The sequence below is a fragment of the Oceanicola granulosus HTCC2516 genome (assembly GCF_000153305.1).
In the GTDB taxonomy this organism is placed as follows: Bacteria; Pseudomonadota; Alphaproteobacteria; order Rhodobacterales; family Rhodobacteraceae; genus Oceanicola; species Oceanicola granulosus.
In genome coordinates this window covers 2,263,219-2,283,923 of the sequence record NZ_CH724107.1, presented here as the reverse complement: position 1 = coordinate 2,283,923, position 20,705 = coordinate 2,263,219, and the positions used below count along the sequence as shown (strand labels likewise).

At 70.0% G+C, this 20,705-nt stretch carries 18 protein-coding genes; 10 read left to right on the top strand and 8 right to left on the bottom strand.

Going from position 1 to position 20,705, the window contains the following annotated elements:
• Window positions 1-45 precede the first annotated feature (45 nt).
• The 3 genes from OG2516_RS11020 to OG2516_RS11010 are packed head-to-tail and all read right to left on the bottom strand — an operon-like array spanning window position 46 to window position 2,512.
• A complete protein-coding gene (locus OG2516_RS11020) occupies window positions 46-444 on the bottom strand; it encodes a (deoxy)nucleoside triphosphate pyrophosphohydrolase (RefSeq protein WP_007255748.1) in 399 nt (132 codons plus the stop codon).
• Window positions 445-446: 2 nt separating this feature from the next.
• Entirely contained in the window at window positions 447-1,664 is a 1,218-nt protein-coding gene (gene argJ / locus OG2516_RS11015) for a bifunctional glutamate N-acetyltransferase/amino-acid acetyltransferase ArgJ (RefSeq protein WP_007255747.1), read from the bottom strand.
• 5 nt (window positions 1,665-1,669) lie between these two features.
• A complete protein-coding gene (locus OG2516_RS11010; protein ID WP_007255746.1) occupies window positions 1,670-2,512 on the bottom strand; it encodes a foldase protein PrsA in 843 nt (280 codons plus the stop codon).
• 183 nt (window positions 2,513-2,695) lie between these two features.
• Here OG2516_RS11010 and secA point away from each other — a divergent pair, with 183 nt between their 5' ends.
• From secA to OG2516_RS10995, 3 genes are all read left to right on the top strand, one after another.
• Window positions 2,696-5,440, top strand: a complete 2,745-nt coding sequence (gene secA, locus OG2516_RS11005) for a preprotein translocase subunit SecA (protein WP_007255745.1) — start codon at window positions 2,696-2,698, stop codon at window positions 5,438-5,440.
• A 131-nt stretch (window positions 5,441-5,571) separates the two neighbouring features.
• Window positions 5,572-6,771, top strand: a complete 1,200-nt coding sequence (locus OG2516_RS19000) for a hypothetical protein (protein ID WP_007255744.1) — start codon at window positions 5,572-5,574, stop codon at window positions 6,769-6,771.
• Between the two features lie 107 nt (window positions 6,772-6,878).
• Window positions 6,879-8,336, top strand: coding sequence for a phosphate ABC transporter substrate-binding/OmpA family protein (locus OG2516_RS10995; protein WP_007255743.1), 1,458 nt, complete (start codon window positions 6,879-6,881; stop codon window positions 8,334-8,336).
• Here OG2516_RS10995 and radC read toward each other — a convergent pair.
• The 3 genes from radC to dnaK all read right to left on the bottom strand — a co-directional run bounded on the left by radC (window position 8,333) and on the right by dnaK (window position 12,300).
• Window positions 8,333-9,100, bottom strand: coding sequence for a RadC family protein (gene radC, locus OG2516_RS10990; protein WP_007255742.1), 768 nt, complete (start codon window positions 9,098-9,100; stop codon window positions 8,333-8,335). The two genes, OG2516_RS10995 and radC, sit on opposite strands and share 4 nt — an antisense overlap.
• Window positions 9,101-9,148: 48 nt before the next feature.
• Window positions 9,149-10,303: a molecular chaperone DnaJ gene (gene dnaJ / locus OG2516_RS10985; protein ID WP_007255741.1), complete on the bottom strand. Its 1,155-nt coding sequence runs from the start codon at window positions 10,301-10,303 to the stop codon at window positions 9,149-9,151.
• Between the two features lie 74 nt (window positions 10,304-10,377).
• A complete protein-coding gene (gene dnaK / locus OG2516_RS10980; protein ID WP_007255740.1) occupies window positions 10,378-12,300 on the bottom strand; it encodes a molecular chaperone DnaK in 1,923 nt (640 codons plus the stop codon).
• A gap of 220 nt (window positions 12,301-12,520) precedes the next feature.
• Between dnaK and OG2516_RS10975 the strand changes: the two genes are divergently transcribed.
• A complete protein-coding gene (locus OG2516_RS10975) occupies window positions 12,521-13,111 on the top strand; it encodes an alpha-ketoglutarate-dependent dioxygenase AlkB family protein (RefSeq protein WP_007255738.1) in 591 nt (196 codons plus the stop codon).
• On the opposite strand, the gene OG2516_RS10970 is transcribed toward OG2516_RS10975, so the two are convergent.
• On the bottom strand, window positions 13,108-13,710 hold the full coding sequence (locus tag OG2516_RS10970) for a hypothetical protein (protein ID WP_007255737.1): 603 nt from the start codon (window positions 13,708-13,710) through the stop codon (window positions 13,108-13,110). The two genes, OG2516_RS10975 and OG2516_RS10970, sit on opposite strands and share 4 nt — an antisense overlap.
• Window positions 13,707-14,528 (bottom strand): ABC transporter permease, encoded by an 822-nt coding sequence (locus OG2516_RS10965; RefSeq protein WP_007255736.1) that lies wholly within the window; start codon window positions 14,526-14,528, stop codon window positions 13,707-13,709. The genes OG2516_RS10970 and OG2516_RS10965 overlap by 4 nt, the downstream gene beginning before the upstream one ends.
• A 118-nt stretch (window positions 14,529-14,646) precedes the next feature.
• Between OG2516_RS10965 and cysQ the strand changes: the two genes are divergently transcribed.
• The 6 genes from cysQ to OG2516_RS10935 all read left to right on the top strand — a co-directional run bounded on the left by cysQ (window position 14,647) and on the right by OG2516_RS10935 (window position 20,673).
• Window positions 14,647-15,444 carry a 3'(2'),5'-bisphosphate nucleotidase CysQ gene (gene cysQ, locus OG2516_RS10960; RefSeq protein ID WP_007255735.1) on the top strand — a complete coding sequence of 266 codons (798 nt, stop codon included), beginning with the start codon at window positions 14,647-14,649 and terminating at the stop codon, window positions 15,442-15,444.
• 2 nt (window positions 15,445-15,446) lie between these two features.
• Window positions 15,447-16,247 carry a 3-deoxy-manno-octulosonate cytidylyltransferase gene (locus OG2516_RS10955; RefSeq protein ID WP_007255734.1) on the top strand — a complete coding sequence of 267 codons (801 nt, stop codon included), beginning with the start codon at window positions 15,447-15,449 and terminating at the stop codon, window positions 16,245-16,247.
• Window positions 16,244-17,494, top strand: coding sequence for a glycosyltransferase family 2 protein (locus tag OG2516_RS10950; RefSeq protein ID WP_007255733.1), 1,251 nt, complete (start codon window positions 16,244-16,246; stop codon window positions 17,492-17,494). Before OG2516_RS10955 ends, OG2516_RS10950 begins: the two co-directional genes overlap by 4 nt.
• A gap of 121 nt (window positions 17,495-17,615) precedes the next feature.
• Complete coding sequence (gene galU, locus OG2516_RS10945; protein ID WP_007255732.1) at window positions 17,616-18,509, top strand: UTP--glucose-1-phosphate uridylyltransferase GalU; 894 nt, start codon at window positions 17,616-17,618, stop codon at window positions 18,507-18,509.
• A 9-nt stretch (window positions 18,510-18,518) separates the two neighbouring features.
• Entirely contained in the window at window positions 18,519-19,508 is a 990-nt protein-coding gene (gene galE, locus OG2516_RS10940; RefSeq protein ID WP_007255731.1) for a UDP-glucose 4-epimerase GalE, read from the top strand.
• A gap of 34 nt (window positions 19,509-19,542) precedes the next feature.
• Window positions 19,543-20,673, top strand: coding sequence for a glycosyltransferase family 4 protein (locus tag OG2516_RS10935; RefSeq protein WP_007255730.1), 1,131 nt, complete (start codon window positions 19,543-19,545; stop codon window positions 20,671-20,673).
• Window positions 20,674-20,705: the final 32 nt, after the last annotated feature.

The following is a 20,705-nucleotide window of genomic DNA, read 5'->3' as shown; positions in this document are numbered from 1 at the left end:
CCGTCATGTTGCATGGGTCTCGGCGAGATGTGAGGTGGCCGTGAGCTACAGCCAGTCGCGCAGGATGGGGATCAGCGGCAGGTCGGCGGGCGGCATCGGGTAGTCGCGCAGCTCCCGCGCGCGGACCCACTTCAGCGCCTGCCCCTCGCGCGGATGCGGCGTCCCCTGCCACTTGCGGCAGGCGAACAGCGGCATCAGCAGGTGGAAGCCGTCGTAGGCGTGGCTGGCGAAGGTCAGCGGGGCGAGGCAGCTCTGCCACGTGTCGATCCCGAGCTCCTCGTGCAGCTCGCGGATCAGCGCCGCCTCCGGCGTCTCGTCAGGCTCGACCTTGCCGCCGGGGAATTCCCAGAGCCCAGCCATTGCCTTGCCCTCCGGGCGCTGGGCGAGCAGCACGCGCCCGTCCGGATCGATCAGCGCGACGGCGGAGACGAGGACGACCGCCATGCTCAGGAGCGGTAGTCGGCGTTGATCGAGATGTAGCCGTGGGTCAGATCGCACGTCCAGACCGTCGCCATGCCGCCCGCGAGGCCGAGATCGACCGATACGACCAGCTCGGCCTGCTTCATGTAGTCCGCGCCGGCGGCCTCGGTGTAGCCCGGCGCGCGCCAGCCGTTCTCCGCCACCAGCACGTCGCCGAAGCGGATCGACAGCCGGTCGCGGTCGGCCTCGGCGCCGGACTTGCCGACGGCCATGACGACACGGCCCCAGTTCGGGTCTTCGCCGACGATTGCGGTCTTGACCAGCGGCGAGTTGGCGATGGCGAGCGCCACCTTGCGGGCATCGGCATCGCTGCGCGCGCCGGTGACGCGGACCTCGACGAACTTCGTCGCGCCTTCGCCATCGCGTACCACCTGCTGGGCGAGGTCGAGCATCACGTTGTGCAGCGCCTCGGTAAAGGCGACGCTGTCGGTGACGTCGGCGTCCGACGCACCGGTGGCGGCCATCAGCAGAGTGTCGGAGGTGGAGGTGTCGCTGTCGACGGTGATGCAGTTGAAGGTCAGGTCGGTCTGTGCCTTCAGCAGGGCCTGCAGCGCGGGCTGCTCGATCCGGGCGTCGGTGAACAGGTAGACCAGCATCGTGGCCATGTCGGGCGCGATCATGCCCGAACCCTTGGCGATCCCGGCGATCCTGACGATCTTGCCGTCCACCTCGACCTCGGCGCTCGCGCCCTTGGGGAAGGTGTCGGTGGTCATGATTGCGCGGGCGGCGGCCGGCAGCCCGCCAGGGGCGAGGCCGTCGGCGAGCTCGTCGATCTTGGCGACGATGCGCTCGTGCGGCAGCGGCTCGCCGATCACGCCGGTGGAGGAGGTGAAGACGCGGCCCGCATCCAGCCCCAGCCGCTCGGCCACGGCGGTGGACAGGGCGGCCACCGAGCCCTCGCCGGCGCGGCCGGTGAAGGCGTTGGAATTGCCCGAATTGACGAGGAGTGCCGCGCGCCCGTCACCGCCGGCGGCGAGCTTCGCCTGGCAGTCGAGCACCGGGGCGGAGCGGGTCGCCGAGGTGGTGAACACCCCGGCGATGGCCGCGCCCTCGGCGATCTCGGCCAGCATCACGTCGGTGCGGCCCTTGTAGCGCACCCCCGCCTGCGCGGTGGCGAACCGGACGCCCGCGATCTCGGGCAGGTCCGGGAACGAGGCGGGCGCCAGCGGCGAGACCGGGGGCATCGCGATCAGTTCTCGAGGATCGAGAAGTCCGACAGCGCCGCCGGATCGAACGCACCCTGTTCGGGGCGGGTGACGTCGGCACCGGCTTCGAGCTCGGCCAGCGCGTCCTCGACGGCCTGCTGCTGCAGCTCCGAGGTCAGCTCGCCGCGCAGGCTCTCGAGCGGCGGCACTTCCGACAGGCGGGTCTCGTTGAGCTTGATGACGTGCCAGCCGAACTGCGTCTGGACCGGCTCCGACACGTCGCCCGGCTCCAGCGCCACGACGGCGTCGTAGAATTCCTGCACCATCATGCCCTCGCCGAACCAGCCGAGCTCACCGCCCGCGGGGCCGGAGGGGCCGGTCGAGTTCTCGCGCGCCAGCTCGGCGAAGTCGGCGCCCTCGGCGCGGGCCTGCTCGGTCAGCGCCACGGCCTCTTCCTCGGTCTCCACGAGGATGTGGCTGGCATTGTACTCGGTCTGCGGCTCGGCGTCGGCGAAGCGGGCCTCGTATGCCGCCTGCAGCGCCTCCTCGCTCACCGCTTCCTCGGTGATGCGGGTGATCGCCTCGCCGGCACGCAGGCTGCGCTCCTCGTTCTTCAGCGCGAGCTGCACACGCTCCGGGCTCGCGTCGAGCTGGTCCGACAGGAGCTGCTGCTGGATCAGCTGATCGACGAGGCCGTCGAACAGCACGTCGTCGGGAAGTTGCTGGTATTGCTGCGGAAGTTGCGCCTTGGCGATGATCAGCTCGCCGAGCGTGATGTCGGTGCCGTTCACCGTCGCCACCACGTCCGAGGCCTCCTGCGCGACGGCGGCCGTGGAGAGGCCGGCGGCGAGGGTGGCGGAAGCGAGCAGCCTGAGAGTGCGGGACATCCTGAATCCTTGATCTGCCGCGACAGGGCGCGACGTTGACAGTGAGTTATGGCCCCCTTACATCGCCTGAAGGCTCCGAGGGGCCGGTTCTTGGGCCTTGTAATATGGGCCGCGCCCCCGAGGGGCAACCAGCCTCCTCTCACGAGAATGACACTGCGGCGACGGCGCGCGCATGGAGACAGAATGCTGGGTATCGGACGAATTGCGAAATCGGTCTTTGGCACCGCCAACGACCGCAAGGTCAAGGCGACGCGCCCTCTGGTGGAGAAGATCAACAGCCTCGAGCCCGAGTTCGAGAAGCTGACCGACGCCCAGATCAAGGAGCGCACCGAGGCGCTCAAGGCGCGCGCGCTGGGCGGCGAGAGCCTCGACAAGCTGCTCCCCGAAGCCTTCGCCAACTGCCGCGAGGCGGCCCGCCGGGCACTCGGCCTGCGCGCGTTCGACGTCCAGCTCATGGGCGGCATCTTCCTGCACCAGGGCAACATCTCCGAGATGAAGACGGGCGAGGGCAAGACCCTCGTCGCCACCTTCCCGGCCTACCTCAACGCGCTGACGGGCAAGGGCGTGCACATCGTCACCGTCAACGACTACCTCGCCCGCCGCGACGCGGAGTGGATGAGCAAGGTCTACGGCGCGCTCGGCCTCACCACCGGCGTGGTCTACCCCCAGCAGCCCGACGCCGAGAAGAAAGAGGCCTACCGCGCCGACATCACCTACGCGACCAACAACGAGCTCGGCTTCGACTACCTGCGCGACAACATGAAGTCCGAGCTCGACCAGATGGCGCAGCGCGGGCACAACTTCGCGATCGTCGACGAGGTCGACTCGATCCTGATCGACGAGGCCCGCACGCCGCTGATCATCTCCGGCCCCGCGCAGGATCGCAGCGAGCTCTACGTCAAGATCGACGCGATCATTCCCGAGCTGAGGGAAGAGCACTACGAGCTCGACGAGAAGACCCGCAACGTCACCTACACCGACGAGGGCAACGAGTTTCTCGAGCGCCGCCTCCTCGCCGCCGGCCTGCTGCCCGAGGGCCAGACGCTCTACGACCCCGAGAGCACGACGCTGGTCCACCACGTCAACCAGGGCCTGCGCGCGCACAAGCTGTTCCAGAAGGACAAGGACTACATCGTCCGCGACGGCGACGTGGTGCTGATCGACGAGTTCACCGGGCGCATGATGGTCGGCCGCCGCCTCTCCGACGGCCTGCACCAGGCCATCGAGGCCAAGGAAGGCGCCAAGATCCAGCCCGAGAACGTGACCCTCGCCTCGGTCACCTTCCAGAACTACTTCCGCCTCTACGAGAAGCTCGCCGGCATGACCGGCACCGCCCAGACCGAGGCGGAGGAGTTCATGTCGATCTACGGGCTCGGCGTCGTCGAGGTCCCGACCAACAAGCCGATTGCGCGGGCCGACGAGGACGACAAGGTCTACCGCACCGCGCGCGAGAAGTACGCCGGCATCGTCGAGGCGATCCAGGAGGCGCACGCGAAGGGCCAGCCGATCCTCGTCGGCACCACCTCCATCGAGAAGTCGGAGCTGCTCTCCGAACTGCTCAAGAAGGAGGGCATCGCCCACAACGTCCTCAACGCCCGCCAGCACGAGCAGGAGGCGCAGATCGTCGCCGACGCCGGCAAGCCGGGCGCCGTCACGATCGCCACCAACATGGCCGGCCGCGGCACCGACATCCAGCTCGGCGGCAACGTCGAGATGAAGGTGCTCGAGGCGCTCGCCGCCGATCCCGAGGCCAACCCAGACGAGGTCCGCAAGCGGATCGAGGCGGAGCACGCCGACGAGAAGCAGCGCGTCCTTGAAGCCGGCGGGCTCTACGTCCTCGCCACCGAGCGCCACGAGAGCCGCCGCATCGACAACCAGCTCCGCGGCCGCTCCGGCCGGCAGGGCGATCCGGGCCGGTCGTCGTTCTTCCTCAGCCTCGAGGACGACCTGATGCGCATCTTCGGCTCCGAGCGGCTGGAGAAGGTGCTGTCGACCCTCGGCATGAAGGAGGGCGAGGCCATCGTCCACCCGTGGGTCAACAAGAGCCTCGAGCGCGCGCAGGCGAAGGTCGAGGGCCGCAACTTCGACATCCGCAAGCAGCTGCTCAAGTTCGACGACGTGATGAACGATCAGCGCAAGGTGATCTTCTCCCAGCGTCGCGAGATCATGGAGGCCCAGGACCTCTCCGAGATCGTCCGCGACATGCGCCACCAGGTCATCGAGGACATCGTCTCCGAGCACATGCCCGAACGCTCCTACGCCGACCAGTGGGAGACCGAGGCGCTCTACGCCGACGTCATCAAGTATCTCGGCGTCGACCTGCCGGTGATGGCGAAGGCCGACGAGGACGGCGTCGACGACGAGGTCATGCGCGAGTGGCTCGAGTCCGAGTCCGACAAGTACATGGAAGAGAAGACGGCGTCGTTCGGCCCCGAGACGATGCGCAACATCGAGAAGCAGGTGCTTCTGCAGACCATCGACACGAAGTGGCGCGAGCACCTGCTGACGCTCGAACACCTGCGCTCCGTCGTCGGCTTCCGCGGCTATGCGCAGCGCGACCCGCTGAACGAGTACAAGACGGAGTCGTTCCAGCTCTTCGAAAGCCTGCTCGACTCGCTGCGCGCCGAGGTGACGCAGAAGCTCGCGCAGATCCGGCCGATGACCGAGGAAGAGCAGAAGAAGATGATGGAGCAGCTGCTCGCCCAGCAGCGCCGCCTCCAGCAGCCCGCCGCCGCCTCGCCCGCGCCCGCCGCGCGCGAGCCTGTCGCCGCCGGTGCTGGCGCCGGTGTCGCCGAGGCGGAGGCCGGGACCCGGCGCGCCGGCTTCGTGGAAGATGACCCGACGACCTGGGGCAACCCGGGCCGCAACGACCCGTGCCCCTGCGGCTCGGGCAACAAGTTCAAGCACTGTCACGGCCGCCTGGCCTGATTGTTTCCGGATCGGCGGAGCCTGCACGGTTCCGCCGCATTTGAGTCCGGATCTTTCCGCACAGGCGTCCCGCTCAGGCCACCCTGAAGCGCGAGGTTGAACCCCGGTTCCGCAAGGAAAGGGTTCGATTCGTGTCGAAGATTCGCAAATTCACCGTCGCCGCCGGCACCTTCGGGGTCGCGCTCTCCATTGGCTTCGTGATGCAGAACGGCGACGCGATGGCCGCCCGCTTCGGCTCCGACGTGCCGGAAGTGGTCGACGGCGCCGGGCCCGACGTCGCCGGGATGAGCGGGCCGATCCTGCCCTCGCGCCCCACGCCCTCGGGCGAGCTGCAGCTCGTGGTCCCCGACGACCTCACCATGCCCGACATGCCGATGGTGCCCGTCCCGCCGACCGCCAGCGCCGCAGCGCCGCCCGCGGAGGTGCCGGACCCGCTGACGGACGATCCCGCCCTCGCCGACGCGATGCCGGACGAGATGCCCGCCGACGCCGAGGGCGAGATGGCGGCGGCCGAGGGCGAGGCGGAGGCCGTCGATCCGGCCGCCATGCCTGCCGCGCCCGTCTTCCACCGCCCGCCGCCGAGGCCGGCGATCCGCGCGCCCGCCGCCGAGGCCGCGCCGCCGGTCGTGCCGATCGCGGCGCCGCCCGCCGACTGCGGTGTCTCGATCGACGCCCAGGTCGGCCATGCCGCGCTCGTCGGCCTCAGCCTCTCGGCCCCCTGCATGCCCGACGCGCAGGCGACCATCCATCACCAGGGGATGATCTTCACCGTCCTCACCGACAGCGCGGGCGAGGCCTTCGCCGTCGTCCCCGCCCTGTCCGACAACGCAGTCTTCATCGCCTCCTTCGAGGCCGGCAGCGGCGCCGTCGCCACCGCCCAGGTGCCGGCGCTCGTGAACTACGAACGCGCCGTGCTGCAGTGGCAGGGCGAGGCAGGTCTGCAGATCCACGCGCTCGAGTTCGGCGCGGGCTACGGCGACAGCGGCCACGTCTGGCAGGCCGCCGCCCGCGCCCCCGAGGCCGGGGTGGCCGGCGAGGGCGGCTTCCTCGTCCGGCTCGGCGACGCGCGCGGCACCGACCCGCTGATGGCCGAGGTCTACACCTTCCCCAGCGCCACCACCGCGCGGGCCGGCGAGGTCGAGCTCAGCGTCGAGGCGGAGATCACCCAGGCCAATTGCGGCCGCGAGGTCTCGGCGCAGACGATCCAGATCGGCGCGGGCAAGCCCGCCGAGGCGCTCGACCTCACGCTGACGATGCCCGCCTGCGATGCGGTCGGCGACTTTCTGGTGTTGAAAAACATGCTGGCGGATCTGACACTCGCCGCGAGATGACGCGCGGCAGACACCGATCCTTTCGGCAGACCAGTGCGGCGATTTTCGCCGCACTTTTTCTTTGCGCGCCCGCGCTCGCCCAGGACATCTCGATCACCTCCGGCGGGTTGACGCTCGAAGGCCGCTACCTGGGCTACGACGGCCGCTACCTGCGGATGGAGACGGAGGCCGGGGAAGTCACGCTCGACTACGAGGCCGCCACCTGCACCGGCGCGGCCTGCCCCGATCCGGAGAGCTTCGTGCCCGAGGTGCGCCTGTCGGGCGCGCGGCGCATGGGCGAGGTGCTGCTGCCGGCGCTGATCGCCGGGTTCGCCGCCGAGAACGACCTGATCGCCGAGCGGATCGAGATCGACGACAGCCAGTTCGCCTACCTGCTCGGCACCGGCGAGGCGAGCGTGCTGCGCTTCCGCTTCCGGCTGTCGACCTCCGACGAGGGCTTCGCCGACCTGCTCGCCAACGAGGCCGACATCGCGCTCTCGGTGCGCGAGGTGCTGCCCATCGAGCGCGAGCGCGGCCGCGAGGTGGGGCTGGGCGATCTCGGCGCGACGGGGCGCAGCCAGATCGTCGCCATCGACGCGCTGGTGCCGATCGTGTCGGCGGCCCGCGAGGCCCGCGAGGCGATCCTGCTGACCGACCTCGCCCGCGCCTTCGGCGGCGAGATCGACGACTGGGCGGCGCTGGGCGAGGCCGAGGCCATGCCGCTGGTGCTGCACCTGACCGACGACTGGACGGGGCTGGCGCAGGGGTTCGTCGAGCGGGTGCTGACCGCGACGGACCGCACGCTCGCCGCCACGGTCGTGCGGCACCCGGACCCCGCCAGCGTTGCCGAGGCGGTGGCCGTGGACGCGCAGGCGCTGGGGATCGTGCCATACCTCTCCTACGGCAACGCCCACCCGCTCGGGCTGGCGGGGGCCTGCGGGCTGGTGAGCCTGCCCGAGCTGACGACGCTGAAGACCGAGGACTACCCGCTGGCGATGCCGCTGTTCCTCTACTTCCCGATGCGCCGCCTGCCGCCGCTCGCGGCCGACTTCCTCGGCTGGATGCGCACCGGGCCGGCGCAGTTCATCGTGCGCCGCGCCGGCTTCGTCGACCTCGGCGTCGAGCGCATCCCGGTGCGCGACCAGGGCCAGCGCTTCGCCCGCGCGATCCTCGACGCCGGCCGCGAGACCCGCCTCTCCGAGCTGCAGCGCATGACCCGGCTGCTCGCGCCGCGGGTGCGTCTGTCGACGACGTTCCGCTTCGGCCGCGGCGCGACGGAGCTCGATCCGCAGTCGCGAACGAACCTGTTCCAGCTCGCCGCCGACATCCGCGACGGCGCCCACGACGGCCAGACCCTGCTGCTGCTCGGTTTCACCGACGGCATCGGCCCCGCGAGCGCCAACCGCCGCCTCGGCGCCGAACGGGCCGACGAGGTGCTCGCGACGCTGCTCGCCGCGCTGGGCGGGGCGCTGCCCGAGGGCGTGGAGGTGCGCACCGAGGGTTTCGGCGAGGCGCTCCCGATGGGCTGTGACGACACCGAGTGGGGGCGGCAGATCAACCGGCGCGTGGAGCTCTGGGTCGACTAGAGCAGGCCCTCGGCGCGGAAGCTCAGCTCGCGCGACCTGCCGATGACGATGTGGTCGTGCAGCAGGATGCCGAGCGCGTCGGCGGCGCGGGCGATCTGCGCGGTCATGTCGATGTCGGCCTGGCTCGGCGTCGGATCGCCCGAGGGGTGATTGTGGACGAGGATCAGGGCCGAGGCGTTGAGCTCCAGCGCCCGTTTCACCACCTCGCGGGGGTAGACGGGCACGTGGTCGACCGTGCCGCGCGCCTGCTCCTCGTCGGCGACGAGGACGTTCTTGCGGTCGAGGAACAGGATGCGGAACTGCTCCGTCTCGCGGTGCGCCATGGTGGTGTGGCAATAGTCGAGCAGCGCCTGCCAGCTCGATACGACCTTCCGGTCGATCACCCTCGAGCGGGCCAGCCGGTGCGCGGCGGCCTCGACGATCTTGAGCTCGCAGATCACCGCGTCCTTCACCCCGTCGATCCGCGCGAGCCGGGCGGGTGGGGCGGAGAGGACGGCGTTGAAGTCGCCCAGCTCCTCGAGCATCGCGCGGGCGAGCGGCTTGACGTCGCGCCGCGGGATCGCGCGGAACAGCACCAGCTCGAGCAGCTCGTAATCCGGCACCGCCGCCGCGCCGCCCGCCATGAAGCGCGCGCGCAGCCGCTTGCGGTGATCCTTGAGGTAGGACGGAAGACGCCCGCCGGCGGGGCCGGCGGGCGCTGGAGTGACGACCTCGTCGGGCTCGAAGAGGTGGGGAGCCTCGTGGAAATCCCGTGTCGCGGTCATGCCACCACCTTGGCGGCAAAAGATTGAAAGAAGGTTAACGCGGCCGCGTCAGCCCTTCATCCCGTCCCAGAAGCTCTTCACGGCGGAGAAGAACGACGAGCTCTGCGGGTTGTTCTCTTCCGACAGTCGCTCGAACTCGCGCAGCAGCTCCTTCTGGCGCCCGGTGAGGTTGACCGGCGTCTCGACCGCGAGCTCGATGAACATGTCGCCGTGCCCGCCGCCGCGCAGGGCCGGCATGCCCTTGCCGCGCAGGCGCATCTGCCGCCCGGTCTGAGAGCCCTCGGGGATCTTCACCCGGCTGCGGCCGCCGTCGATGCTGGGCACCTCGATGTCGCCGCCGAGCGCCGCCTTGGCGAGGCTGACGGGGACGCGGCAGAACAGGTGGCTGCCGTCGCGCTGGAACAGCTCGTGCTCGCGGACCTCGATGAAGATGTAGAGATCGCCCGCGGGCCCGCCGCGCAGACCCGCCTCGCCCTCGCCGGCGAGCCGGATCCGGGTGCCGGTCTCGACCCCGGCGGGGATGTTGACCGAGAGCGAGCGCTCCTTCTCGACGCGGCCCGCGCCGTGGCAGGTGTGGCACGGGTTCTTGACGGTCTGGCCGGCGCCGTTGCACGTCGGGCAGGTGCGCTCGACGGTGAAGAAGCCCTGCTGCGCGCGCACCTTGCCCATGCCCGAACAGGTCGGGCAGGTCTGCGGCTCGACGCCGCCCTCGGCGCCGGTGCCGTGGCAGGTGCCGCACTGGACGGCGGTGGGGACGGTGATCGTCTTCTGCAGGCCGTTGTAGGCCTCTTCGAGCGTGACGCGAAGGTTGTAGCGCAGGTCGCTGCCGCGGGTGGCGCGCTGGCGCCCGCCGCCGGCACCGGGACGGCCGCCCATGAAGTCTCCGAACAGGTCGTCGAAGACGTCGGAGAAGGCCGATGCGAAGTCCTGCTGGCCGGCACCGCCGGGCCGCCGCCCGCCGCCGCCCGCGCCCATGCCCTCGAAGGCCGCGTGGCCGAAGCGGTCGTAGGCCGCCTTCTTCTCGGGGTCCTTCAGGCAATCGTAGGCCTCGTTCGCTTCCTTGAACTGGGCCTCGGCGTTGGGGTTGTCGGCGTTGCTGTCGGGGTGCAGCTCCTTCGCCTTGCGGCGGAAGGCCTTCTTGATCTCGTCGGCGGACGCGCCTTTCGAGACCCCGAGAACTTCGTAATAATCGCGTTTCGACATTCGGTATGGTTCCCCCTGGAACGCAAAGACCGGCCCGGGCCGTGCCGGGCCGGTCGTGTCGCTCTAGCGGCGCATCAGGCGCGCTTGTTGTCGTCGAGGTCTTCGAAGTCGGCGTCGACGATGTCGTCGTCGTCGCCGCCGGACTGGCGCTCGGCGTCAGCCTCGGGCTGCTCGTCGCCACCTTCGGCCTGGCTCGACTTGTAGATCGCCTCGCCCAGCTTCATCGCCGACTCGGTGACGTTCTGGATGCCGGAGCGGATCTTTTCGGCGCTGTCGCCCTCGAGATCGTCCTTGAGCGCGGCGATGGCCAGCTCGATCGCCTCGATGGTCGTCGGGTCGACCTTGTCGGCGTGCTCTTCCATCGACTTCTCGGTCGAGTGGATGAGGCTCTCGGCCTGGTTCTTCGCCTCGACCAGCTCGCGGCGCTCCTTGTCGGCCTCGGCGTTGGACTCGGCGTCCTTGACCATCTGCTCGATCTCGTCGTCCGACAGACCGCCCGACGCCTGGATCGTGATCTTCTGCTCCTTGTTGGTGCCCTTGTCCTTGGCGGACACCGACACGATGCCGTTGGCGTCGATGTCGAAGGTCACCTCGATCTGGGGCATGCCGCGGGGTGCGGGCGGAATGTCCTCGAGGTTGAACTGACCGAGCATCTTGTTGTCGGCCGCCATCTCGCGCTCGCCCTGGAAGACCCGGATCGTCACCGCGTTCTGGTTGTCCTCGGCGGTGGAGAAGATCTGGCTCTTCTTCGTCGGGATCGTCGTGTTGCGGTCGATCAGGCGGGTGAAGACACCGCCCAGCGTCTCGATGCCGAGCGACAGCGGCGTGACGTCGAGCAGGACCACGTCCTTGACGTCGCCTTGCAGGACACCGGCCTGGATGGCGGCGCCGAGCGCGACGACCTCATCGGGGTTGACGCCCTTGTGCGGCTCCTTGCCGAAGAACTTGGTCACTTCCTCGACGACCTTGGGCATGCGGGTCATGCCGCCGACGAGGACGACTTCGTCGATGTCGGTGGTCGACAGGCCGGCATCCTTGAGCGCCGCCTGGCAGGGCTTCATCGACGCCTTGATCAGGTCGCCCACGAGGCTCTCGAGCTTGGCGCGGGTCAGCTTCATGACCATGTGCAGCGGCTGGCCGGTGGCCCCGTCCATCGAGATGAACGGCTGGTTGATCTCGGTCTGGCTGGAGCTCGACAGCTCGATCTTGGCTTTCTCGGCGGCTTCCTTGAGCCGCTGCAGGGCCATCTTGTCCTTCGTCAGGTCGACGCCGTGTTCCTTTTTGAACTCGTCGGCGAGGTAGTTGACGATGCGCATGTCGAAGTCTTCACCGCCGAGGAACGTGTCGCCGTTCGTCGACTTCACCTCGAACAGGCCGTCGTCGATCTCGAGGATGGTGACGTCGAAGGTACCGCCGCCGAGGTCGTAGACCGCGATCGTGCGGGTTTCCTTCTTGTCGAGACCGTAGGCCAGCGCGGCGGCGGTGGGCTCGTTGATGATGCGCAGCACCTCGAGGCCGGCGATCTTGCCGGCGTCCTTCGTGGCCTGGCGCTGGGCGTCGTTGAAGTAGGCCGGGACGGTGATGACAGCCTGGTTGACGTCTTCGCCGAGGTAGGATTCTGCGGTTTCCTTCATCTTCTGCAGGATGAAGGCGGAAATCTGGGCGGGGCTGTACTTCTCGTCCCGGGCCTCGACCCAGGCATCGCCCTGGCCGCCGTCGACGATGTCGTACGGCAGGTTCTTCTTGTCCTTGGCGAGGTCGGAGTCGTTCAGGCGACGGCCGATCAGGCGCTTCACGCCGAAAATGGTGTTGTCGGGGTTGGTCACGGCCTGCCGCTTGGCGGGCTGGCCCACGAGACGCTCGTTCTCGGTGAAGGCGACGATGGACGGGGTCGTCCGGGCGCCTTCGGAGTTCTCGATCACTCGCGGCTGCGACCCATCCATGATGGCGACGCAGGAGTTGGTGGTCCCAAGGTCGATACCGATGACTTTGGCCATAGTTTTCAAATCCCTCTTCATTCAGGCGGTTTGAACCGCGCGGGCCCTCCTCGGCACCCGGCGCAGTGAGCTGGGGCGGGGCAGGTCGCCCCTGCCAGTCAACGGGCTATATAGGGAGCGCAAAATCCGGCTGCAACGGGCGCGAAGGGGCAGGGCGTGGCAAAAATGCAATGTATTCGGCGGGCGAGGATTTCGGGTGACTGTTGAGCCGACCCTCACGGTGCGCGGCGTGCAGGTGTTTGCCGGGATGCTCGGGCGGCCGGCGCAGGAGGCGCTGGTGGACGACCTGCGCGCGGTGGTGCGCGCCGCGCCGCTGTTCTCGCCGATGACGCCCTACGGCAAGCCGATGTCGGTGCGCATGACCTCGGCCGGCCGCTACGGCTGGCTCTCCGACCGGCGCGGCTACCGCTACAGCGAGACCCACCCCTCGGGCCGCCCGTGGCCGCCGATCCCCGACAGCGTGCTGGCGGTGTGGCGCGCCGTCGCGTCCGAGGCCGCCGCGCCGCAATGCTGCCTCGTCAACTTCTACGGCGAGGGCGCGCGGATGGGGATGCACCAGGACCGCGACGAGGGCGACTTCGGCCAGCCCGTCGTCTCGGTCTCGCTCGGCGACAGCGCGCTGTTCCGCATCGGCAACCTCACGCGCGGCGGCAAGACCGAGAGCGTCTGGCTGGAATCGGGCGACGTGGTGGTGATCGGCGGCGAGGCGCGGCTCGTCTACCACGGGATCGATCGGGTGAAGCCGAACAGCTCGACGCTGCTGCCGGAGGGCGGGCGGATCAACCTGACGCTGCGAGTCGTCGACCCCTAGTCGGCCGAGACGGAGCAGCAGCCCGACCAGTACTGCGTCCCCATCCCCGACAGCACCGTCACCACGTGCGCCGACAGGCCGTACTCGCGGTCGGACATGCCGTCGTTGCAGCTCCCGGGGGTGACGACGAGGGTGGCGAAGCCGTACTCGGGCAGGTCCACGGCGACGGCCCGGCCGGGGCCGGAGACGGTGCCCACGAACGGATCGACGGGCGCGCTGAACAGCTCCTCGCCGAAATGCTCCATTGTCAGCTGCCCGTTGCCCGTGGCGAGCGACCAGAACGGCTCCGTGCCGAAGCAGGAGCGCACCTTCGGCTCGCCGGGCTGGCGGGCGAGGAAGTTGAACGACACCCACCCGGCGCGCTCGTCGGCGTTGACGAGCCCCCAGTTGCCGTTGGCATCGCCCCGCATCACCTCGATGCCGGTGGCGTCGTGGGGCAGCTCGGCGATGACCTCGTGGCCCATCCCCGGCCCGGCGCGGACGTTGAGCGTGTCGTCGGGCGCGACGCCGAGCACGTCGTAGAGCGCGGGAAGCATGTGGGGCTGCGCCGAGGCGGCGGCGGGCAGGAGAAGGGCGAGGAGGAGAAGAAGTCGGATCATTTGCCGGCACTCCAGCTGGCTGAGGCATGTTTGCGCGTGTAGCTCTCGCCGATCATCCCCAGCATCAGCAGCACGATCCCGACGATGACGGGGTAGGCGATGTTGGAGAAGTGCGGATTGTAGTGCAGGAAGACGAAGCCGCGCGCCTGGTCGATGATGTGGAACAGCGGGTTCCAGTCGAACATCGCGACCATGTAGGCGGGCAGGGTGTTGGCGAGGAACATCTTGCCGCTCGCGATCATGTTGGCGCGGGCGTAGATCTGGCTCGCCGTGGCGGCGAAGCCCGGCGCCCACGGCTTGATCGCGAGGAACACCATGCCGACGGCGCAGCCGGTGAACCACGCCAGCAGCATCATCCCGTAGGCGGCGATCGGCTGGTCGATGTAGAGCGGCGTGACGACGGCGTGGTAGATGAACAGCACCACGATCAGCGAGATCGTCTGGATGTAGAGCGCCGACAGCGCGCCTGCGGTCACGGCGATTACCGTGTTCATCGGCGCGTGCTTCATCATCGCCGACGTCGGCCCCTCCGAGCCGAGCACCGCCCCCATCGACTTGGTGTGGCAGATGAACAGGAAGATCCCCGACATCACGTAGAGCAGGAAATCGCCGCGCACCGCGTTGCCGCGCAGGCCGAGGATGGCGAACATGAAGTAGAACGTCGCCACCAGTATCATCGTCTGCAGCATGTTCTGGATCAGGCCGAGCAGCGCGTGCCGGTGGCCCTTGCGGATCTCGTGCACGATCGAGTGGTAGATCAGCTCGAGCATCCCCAGCGCGGATTGGGCACGGTTCCTCTGCTGGCGGATCTGGAACATGCGCGACGGTCCTGCCTGGGGCGCGGGGAGCGGCTTGCCCCTCGCCTGAGCCGTCAGCATAAGGGGGCCGACATTTCAATTCAATGAAGGGCTGCGGCCCCTGCGGCAGAGGTGACCTATGGACTACGACAAGCTGACCGTGGTGATGCGCCGCCTCGCGCTCGAGGCCGGCGACAAGATCATGGAGATCTACGACGGCCCCGAGTTCGAGGTGATGACCAAGAGCGACGACAGCCCCGTCACCGCCGCCGACGAGGCCGCCGACGCCCACATCTCCGCCGGGCTGCGCGCCGCGTTCCCCGACATGGCGCTCGTCACCGAGGAGCAGGCCGATAGCCACGACGTCACCGCGATGACCTTCCTGATCGTCGACCCGCTCGACGGGACCAAGGAGTTCATCGATCGGCGCGGCGACTTCACCGTCAACATCGCGCTCGTCGAGGACGGCGTGCCGACCCGCGGCGTCGTCTACGCGCCCGCCAGGGGCCGGCTGTTCTACACCGGCGCCGACGGCGTCTCGGTCGAGGAGGGCGGCGCGCTCGACAAGGAGAGCGTGGGCACCACGCAACCGATCCGCGTCTCCGAGCCCGACAACGACGCGCTGATGGTCGTCGCCTCCAAGTCGCACCGCGACCAGGCGACGGACGACTACATCGGCAAGTACGCGGTCCGCGACATGACCTCGGCGGGCTCCTCTCTGAAGTTCTGCCTCGTCGCCACCGGCGAGGCCGACCTCTACCCCCGGATCGGCCGCACGATGGAATGGGACACCGCCGCCGGCCATGCGGTGCTCGCCGGCGCGGGCGGCGAAGTGGTGCGCTTCGACGACCACACGCCGCTGCGCTACGGCAAGGACGGCTTCGCCAATCCGTTCTTCATCGCCTACGCTCCCGGGGTGGAGCTGCAGAAAGCCTGACCTTGGCCACCCTGATCGTCATCCCCGCGCGCTACCCCTCGCAGCGCTACCCCGGCAAGCCGCTGGTGCCGCTCACCGGCGCCACCGGCGAGAGCCGCACGCTGATCGAGCGGTCGTGGCGGGCGGCGCTCGAGGTGGGCGGCGACGCTCGCGTCGTGGTGGCGACGGACGACGGGCGCATCGCCGACGCCGCCACCGGCTTCGGCGCCGAGGTGGTGATGACCTCCGACCGCTGCCGCAACGGGACCGAGCGCTGCGCCGAGGCGCTCGACGCGCTGGGCGGCGGCTACGACATCGTCGTCAACCTGCAGGGCGACGCGCCGCTGACCCCGCCCTGGTTCGTCGAGGCGCTCGTGGCCGATCTCTCCGCCCATCCCGTCGCCGAAGTGGCGACGCCGGTACTGCGCTGCGACGGGCGGGCGCTGAACGGCTTCCTCGAGGACCGCCGCGCCGGCCGCGTCGGCGGCACGACGGCGGTGTTCGGGATCGACCGCAACGCGCTCTACTTCTCCAAGGAAGTGATCCCCTACACCAGCCGCGACTACGGGGCCGCCGAGCCGACGCCGGTGTTCCACCATGTCGGCGTCTACGCCTACCGCCCCTCCGCCCTCGCCGCCTACCCGCGCTGGGAGCCGGGGCCGCTGGAGCGGCTCGAGGGGCTCGAGCAGCTGCGCTTCCTCGAGCGCGGCATCCACCTCACCTGCGTCGAGGTCGAGGCGCGGGGCCGGCCGTTCTGGGAGCTGAACAACCCCGAGGACGTCCCCCGCATCGAGGCGATGCTCACCGAGGCCGGCCTCGCGTGACCGCTCCGGCGGTCAGCGTCATCGTCGTCAGCCGGAACCGCCCGGACCGTCTCGCGCTCTGCCTCAAGGGGCTGGGCCAGCTCGACTACCCCTCGTTCGAGATCGTCGTCGTCGCCGACCGGCGCGGGCTGCGGGTGGTCGACACGCTGCCCGACTTCTTCGGCCGGGTGAAGAGCGTCGCCTTCGACGAGCCCAACATCTCGGCGGCGCGCAATGCCGGGCTGGCCGCCGCGGCGGGCGAGATCGTCGCCTACATCGACGACGACGCGGTGCCCGAGCCGCTCTGGCTGCGCCACCTCGTCACGGGCTTCGCCGATCCGCGCGTCGCGGCGGCCACGGGCTACGTGATCGGCCCGAGCGGCGTCGCCTTCCAGCACCGCATCCGCGCCGTCACCGAGCGGGCGCGGGAATACGCCCTGCCGATGGAGGGGCTGCGGACGAAGGTGCTGCAGCTCGGCTCCGGCGAGGCCGTCAAGACGGAGGGCACCAACATGGCCTTCCGCCGCGACGTGCTGGCGGGGCTCGGCGGGTTCGACGCGGCCTACCGCTTCTACCTCGAGGAAGCCGACGTGAACCTGCGCCTCTCCGATGCCGGCCACGCCACGGCGGTGGTGCCGCTGGCGCAGGTCCACCACGGCGTCGCCCCCAGCCCGCGCCGGCGCGACGACCGGGTGGCGACCGACCTGCACGACGTCGGCGCGAGCCTCGCGGTGTTCCTGCGCAAGCACAGCAGCCACCCCGATATCTCGACCCCGGCCCGGGCCGAACGGCAGCGGCGCTGGCGCGCGCTGGTGGCGCACATGGTCGCCGGGCGCATCGAGCCGCGCGACGTGCGGCGCACGCTCAAGACCTTCGACGCGGGCTGGAGCGAGGGCCACGAGCGCGCCCATTCCGAGACCGCGGCGATCGGCCCGCCCAGCGCGCCGTTCCTGCCCTTCCGCCCCCGCGTCGCGCGGAGCGGCCACGTGGTGATCGGCGGCCGGGCCTGGCAGGCGGCCGGCCGGCTGGAGGCGGCGCGCCGGCTCGTCGAGCGCGGTGCGACGGTGACGGTGGTGCTGCTGTCGCCCACCGCGCGCCCGCACCGCGCCCGCTTCGACGGCGCCGGCTACTGGGTGCAGCGCGGCGGCCTCTTCGGCCCCGCCGGGCCGGACGAGCCCCGCGTCCGCGGCTGGCGCTTCCGCGACCGAATCGGACAGGAGACGGCCCGGGTCGCGCCGGTGCGCGGCGCGCCAATGGACAGGCGCTGAACTTTCGTGGCAAGCATCGCGGGAATGGACCCGGATGGCTGGCCATTTCGTTGAAGTATTTCTAAATTGAACAAAAGCCGCGCTCCCGTGTTGTGGGAGCCGCAGATAAAGGATCCTCAGTATGTCTCAGCGTGTCACGAAGGCGGTCTTCCCGGTCGCGGGCCTCGGAACCCGGTTCCTGCCGGCGACGAAGGCCCTGCCCAAGGAGATCATGACCCTCGTCGACCGTCCGCTGATCCAGTACGCCATCGACGAAGCCCGCGCGGCGGGCATCAGCGAGTTCATCTTCGTCACCTCGCGCGGCAAGTCCGCGCTCGAGGACTACTTCGACTGCGCCCCCGAGCTCGAGACCGCGCTCAAGGAGAAGGGCAAGGACGACCTCTACGAGGTCCTGCAATCGACCAACATGGAAAGCGGCCAGATCGCCTACATCCGCCAGCACCAGGCGCTCGGCCTCGGCCACGCCGTCTGGTGCGCGCGCCGGCTGGTGGGCGACGAGCCCTTCGCGGTGATCCTGCCCGACGACGTCATCGCCGCCGACAAGCCCTGCCTGCAGCAGATGGTCGAGGCGCACGAGGAGACCGGCGGCTGCATGGTCGCCGCGATGGAAGTGCCGCGCGAGAAGACGTCGTCCTACGGCATCCTCGACTGCAAGGACGACATGGGCTCGCTCGTGTCGGTCAAGGGCATGGTCGAGAAGCCGAAGGCCGAGGACGCGCCGTCCAACCTCGCGGTGATCGGCCGCTACATCCTGACGCCGCAGATCATGAAGAACCTCAACGAGGTCGACCGGGGCGCGGGCGGGGAGATCCAGCTCACCGACGCCATCGCGATGGAGATCAACTCCGCGCGCGACGTCTACGGCTACCGCTTCCAGGGCGAGCGCTTCGACTGCGGCAGCAAGGCCGGCTTCCTGCAGGCCACCGTCGCCTTCGGCCTCGCCCGTCCCGACCTGCGCGACGAGCTGAGCCAGTACCTCGACGAGCTGTCCTCGACGCGCGCCGCCGCCCAGTAAGGACCGGCGATGACCACGATCCTCGTCACGGGCGGTGCGGGCTACATCGGCTCGCACGCCTGCAAGGTGCTCGCGGCGGCGGGCTACACGCCCGTCACCTACGACAACCTCGACACCGGCTGGCGCGACTCGGTGAAGTTCGGCCCCTTCGAGCAGGGCGACCTGCTCGACCGCGACCGGCTCGACCAGGTGTTCGCCGCCTACCGCCCCGCCGCCGTGATGCACTTCGCCGCCCTCAGCCAGGTCGGCGAGAGCATGACCGAGCCGGGCAAGTACTGGCGCAACAACGTCTGCGGCTCGCTCAGCCTGTTCGAGGCGGCGATCCACGCCGGCTGCCTCGACGTCGTCTTCTCGTCCACCTGCGCCACCTACGGCGAGCAGGACGGGGTCGTGCTCGACGAGGACAGCGCCCAGCAGCCGCTCAACTCCTACGCCGCCTCCAAGCGCGCCATCGAGGACATGCTCGACAACTTCGGCGCCAGCCACGGGCTGCGCTCGGTGATCTTCCGCTACTTCAACGTCGCCGGCGCCGACCCCGAGGGCGAGATCGGCGAGTTCCACCAGCCCGAGACCCACCTCGTGCCGCTCATGCTCGATGCCATCGACGGCAAGCGCGACGCGCTGACCATCTTCGGCACCGACTACGACACCCCCGACGGCACCTGCATCCGCGACTACGTCCACGTGATGGACCTCGTCGACGCCCACGTGCTTGGCGTGAAGTGGCTCGAGGACGGGCGCGGCAGCCGGGTGTTCAACCTCGGGACGGGCACCGGCTTCTCGGTGCGCGAGGTGGTCGACAAGTCGGGCAGCGTGACCAACCGCGAGGTGCCGATCCTCGAGGGCGCGCGGCGTCCGGGCGACGCCACGGCCCTGGTCTCGGGCAGCCAGCGCGCGATGACGGAGCTGGGCTGGCGGCCGACCCGCTCCACCCTCGAGACGATGATCGCCGACGCCTGGCGCTGGCATCAGAATACCTCTGGCCACTACAGCGCATAGGCCCGCCGCGCGTCTGCTCGACGTGACGCGGCTGATGTCCCGGGCGGGGCGGGTACTGACGGGCGTCGACCGGGTCGAGCGGGCCTACCTCGCCGAGCTGATCGGGCGCGGCGAGCCGCTCTTCGCCCTCGCCCGCAGCACCTTCGGCTACCTTCTGCTCGACCGCGCCGGCGCGGCGGCGTTCCTCCGTCACGTCGACAGCGGCGATTGGGGCCGGCCCGCCGGCCTCTCCCGCCTCGCGCGGCGGCTGACCCCCGCGCAGCGCGCCGCCGAGGCCCGTACCCGGCGTCTCGCCATCGCGCGCTGCAGCCGGCGCGGGCTGGCGCGCATGTTGGCGCGGCGGCTGCCGGGCGGCACCGCTTACCTCAACCTCGGCCATACCAACCTCACCGACCGGGTGCTCACGGCGGTCCGGGCGCTGCCCGGCGCGCGGGTGAGCGTCTTCGTCCACGATACGATCCCGCTCGATCACCCCGAGTGGCAGCGCGATGGCGCGCCCGAGCGCTTCGCCGGCTTCCTGCGGCGGGCCGGGAGGGCGGACCGGCTCCTGACCAGCTCGCAGTCCGTCGTCGCCGACATCCGCCGCCACGTTGCCGCCCCGCCGCCGATCACCGCGATGCCGCTGGGCACCGACCTCGCCGAGCCCGAGGCCACCACGCCGCGCCCCGACGAGCCCTACTTCGTCGCGCTGGGCACCATCGAGCCGCGCAAGAACATCGCCCTGCTGCTCGACGTCTGGGAGCGCCTGCCGAGCCCGCGCCCCCGGCTGCTGCTTTGCGGCGCGCGCGGCTGGCGCAACGAGGACACCTTCGCCCGGCTCGACCGGGGCATCGACGGCGTCGAGGAGCGCCCCGGCCTCTCCGACGCCGCCATCGCCGCTCTGCTGACGGGCGCGCGGGCGCTGCTGTTCCCCTCGCGCGCCGAAGGGTTCGGCCTGCCGCTCGTCGAGGCGGCGGCGCGGCGGACGCCGGTGGTTTGTGGCGATCTTGCCATCTGCCGCGAAGTGCTCGGCCCGCATGGCATTTACCTGGATGTCGGCGATGCGTATGTCTGGGAAAAGACAATAATGCAGTTGTCGTCAGGGCCGCCCGGCCCGGGCCCCCGCGACCCCTTCACGCCGCCCAGCTGGGCCGATCATTTCAAGGTCGTGTTAAGCGTGACGTGATATCGTGGCCCGGAGCCATCGCGCTCTGGCAC

Excerpts from the sequence above, each read along its gene's own strand:
- OG2516_RS11020 (WP_007255748.1), bottom strand. The coding sequence starts at position 444 with ATGGCGGTCGTCCTCGTCTCCGCCGTCGCGCTGATCGATCCGGACGGG.
- argJ (WP_007255747.1), bottom strand. The coding sequence starts at position 1,664 with ATGCCCCCGGTCTCGCCGCTGGCGCCCGCCTCGTTCCCGGACCTGCCC.
- OG2516_RS11010 (WP_007255746.1), bottom strand. The coding sequence starts at position 2,512 with ATGTCCCGCACTCTCAGGCTGCTCGCTTCCGCCACCCTCGCCGCCGGC.
- secA (WP_007255745.1), top strand. The coding sequence starts at position 2,696 with ATGCTGGGTATCGGACGAATTGCGAAATCGGTCTTTGGCACCGCCAAC.
- radC (WP_007255742.1), bottom strand. The coding sequence starts at position 9,100 with ATGACCGCGACACGGGATTTCCACGAGGCTCCCCACCTCTTCGAGCCC.
- dnaJ (WP_007255741.1), bottom strand. The coding sequence starts at position 10,303 with ATGTCGAAACGCGATTATTACGAAGTTCTCGGGGTCTCGAAAGGCGCG.
- dnaK (WP_007255740.1), bottom strand. The coding sequence starts at position 12,300 with ATGGCCAAAGTCATCGGTATCGACCTTGGGACCACCAACTCCTGCGTC.
- OG2516_RS10970 (WP_007255737.1), bottom strand. The coding sequence starts at position 13,710 with ATGATCCGACTTCTTCTCCTCCTCGCCCTTCTCCTGCCCGCCGCCGCC.
- OG2516_RS10965 (WP_007255736.1), bottom strand. The coding sequence starts at position 14,528 with ATGTTCCAGATCCGCCAGCAGAGGAACCGTGCCCAATCCGCGCTGGGG.
- cysQ (WP_007255735.1), top strand. The coding sequence starts at position 14,647 with ATGGACTACGACAAGCTGACCGTGGTGATGCGCCGCCTCGCGCTCGAG.
- galU (WP_007255732.1), top strand. The coding sequence starts at position 17,616 with ATGTCTCAGCGTGTCACGAAGGCGGTCTTCCCGGTCGCGGGCCTCGGA.
- galE (WP_007255731.1), top strand. The coding sequence starts at position 18,519 with ATGACCACGATCCTCGTCACGGGCGGTGCGGGCTACATCGGCTCGCAC.
- OG2516_RS10935 (WP_007255730.1), top strand. The coding sequence starts at position 19,543 with ATGTCCCGGGCGGGGCGGGTACTGACGGGCGTCGACCGGGTCGAGCGG.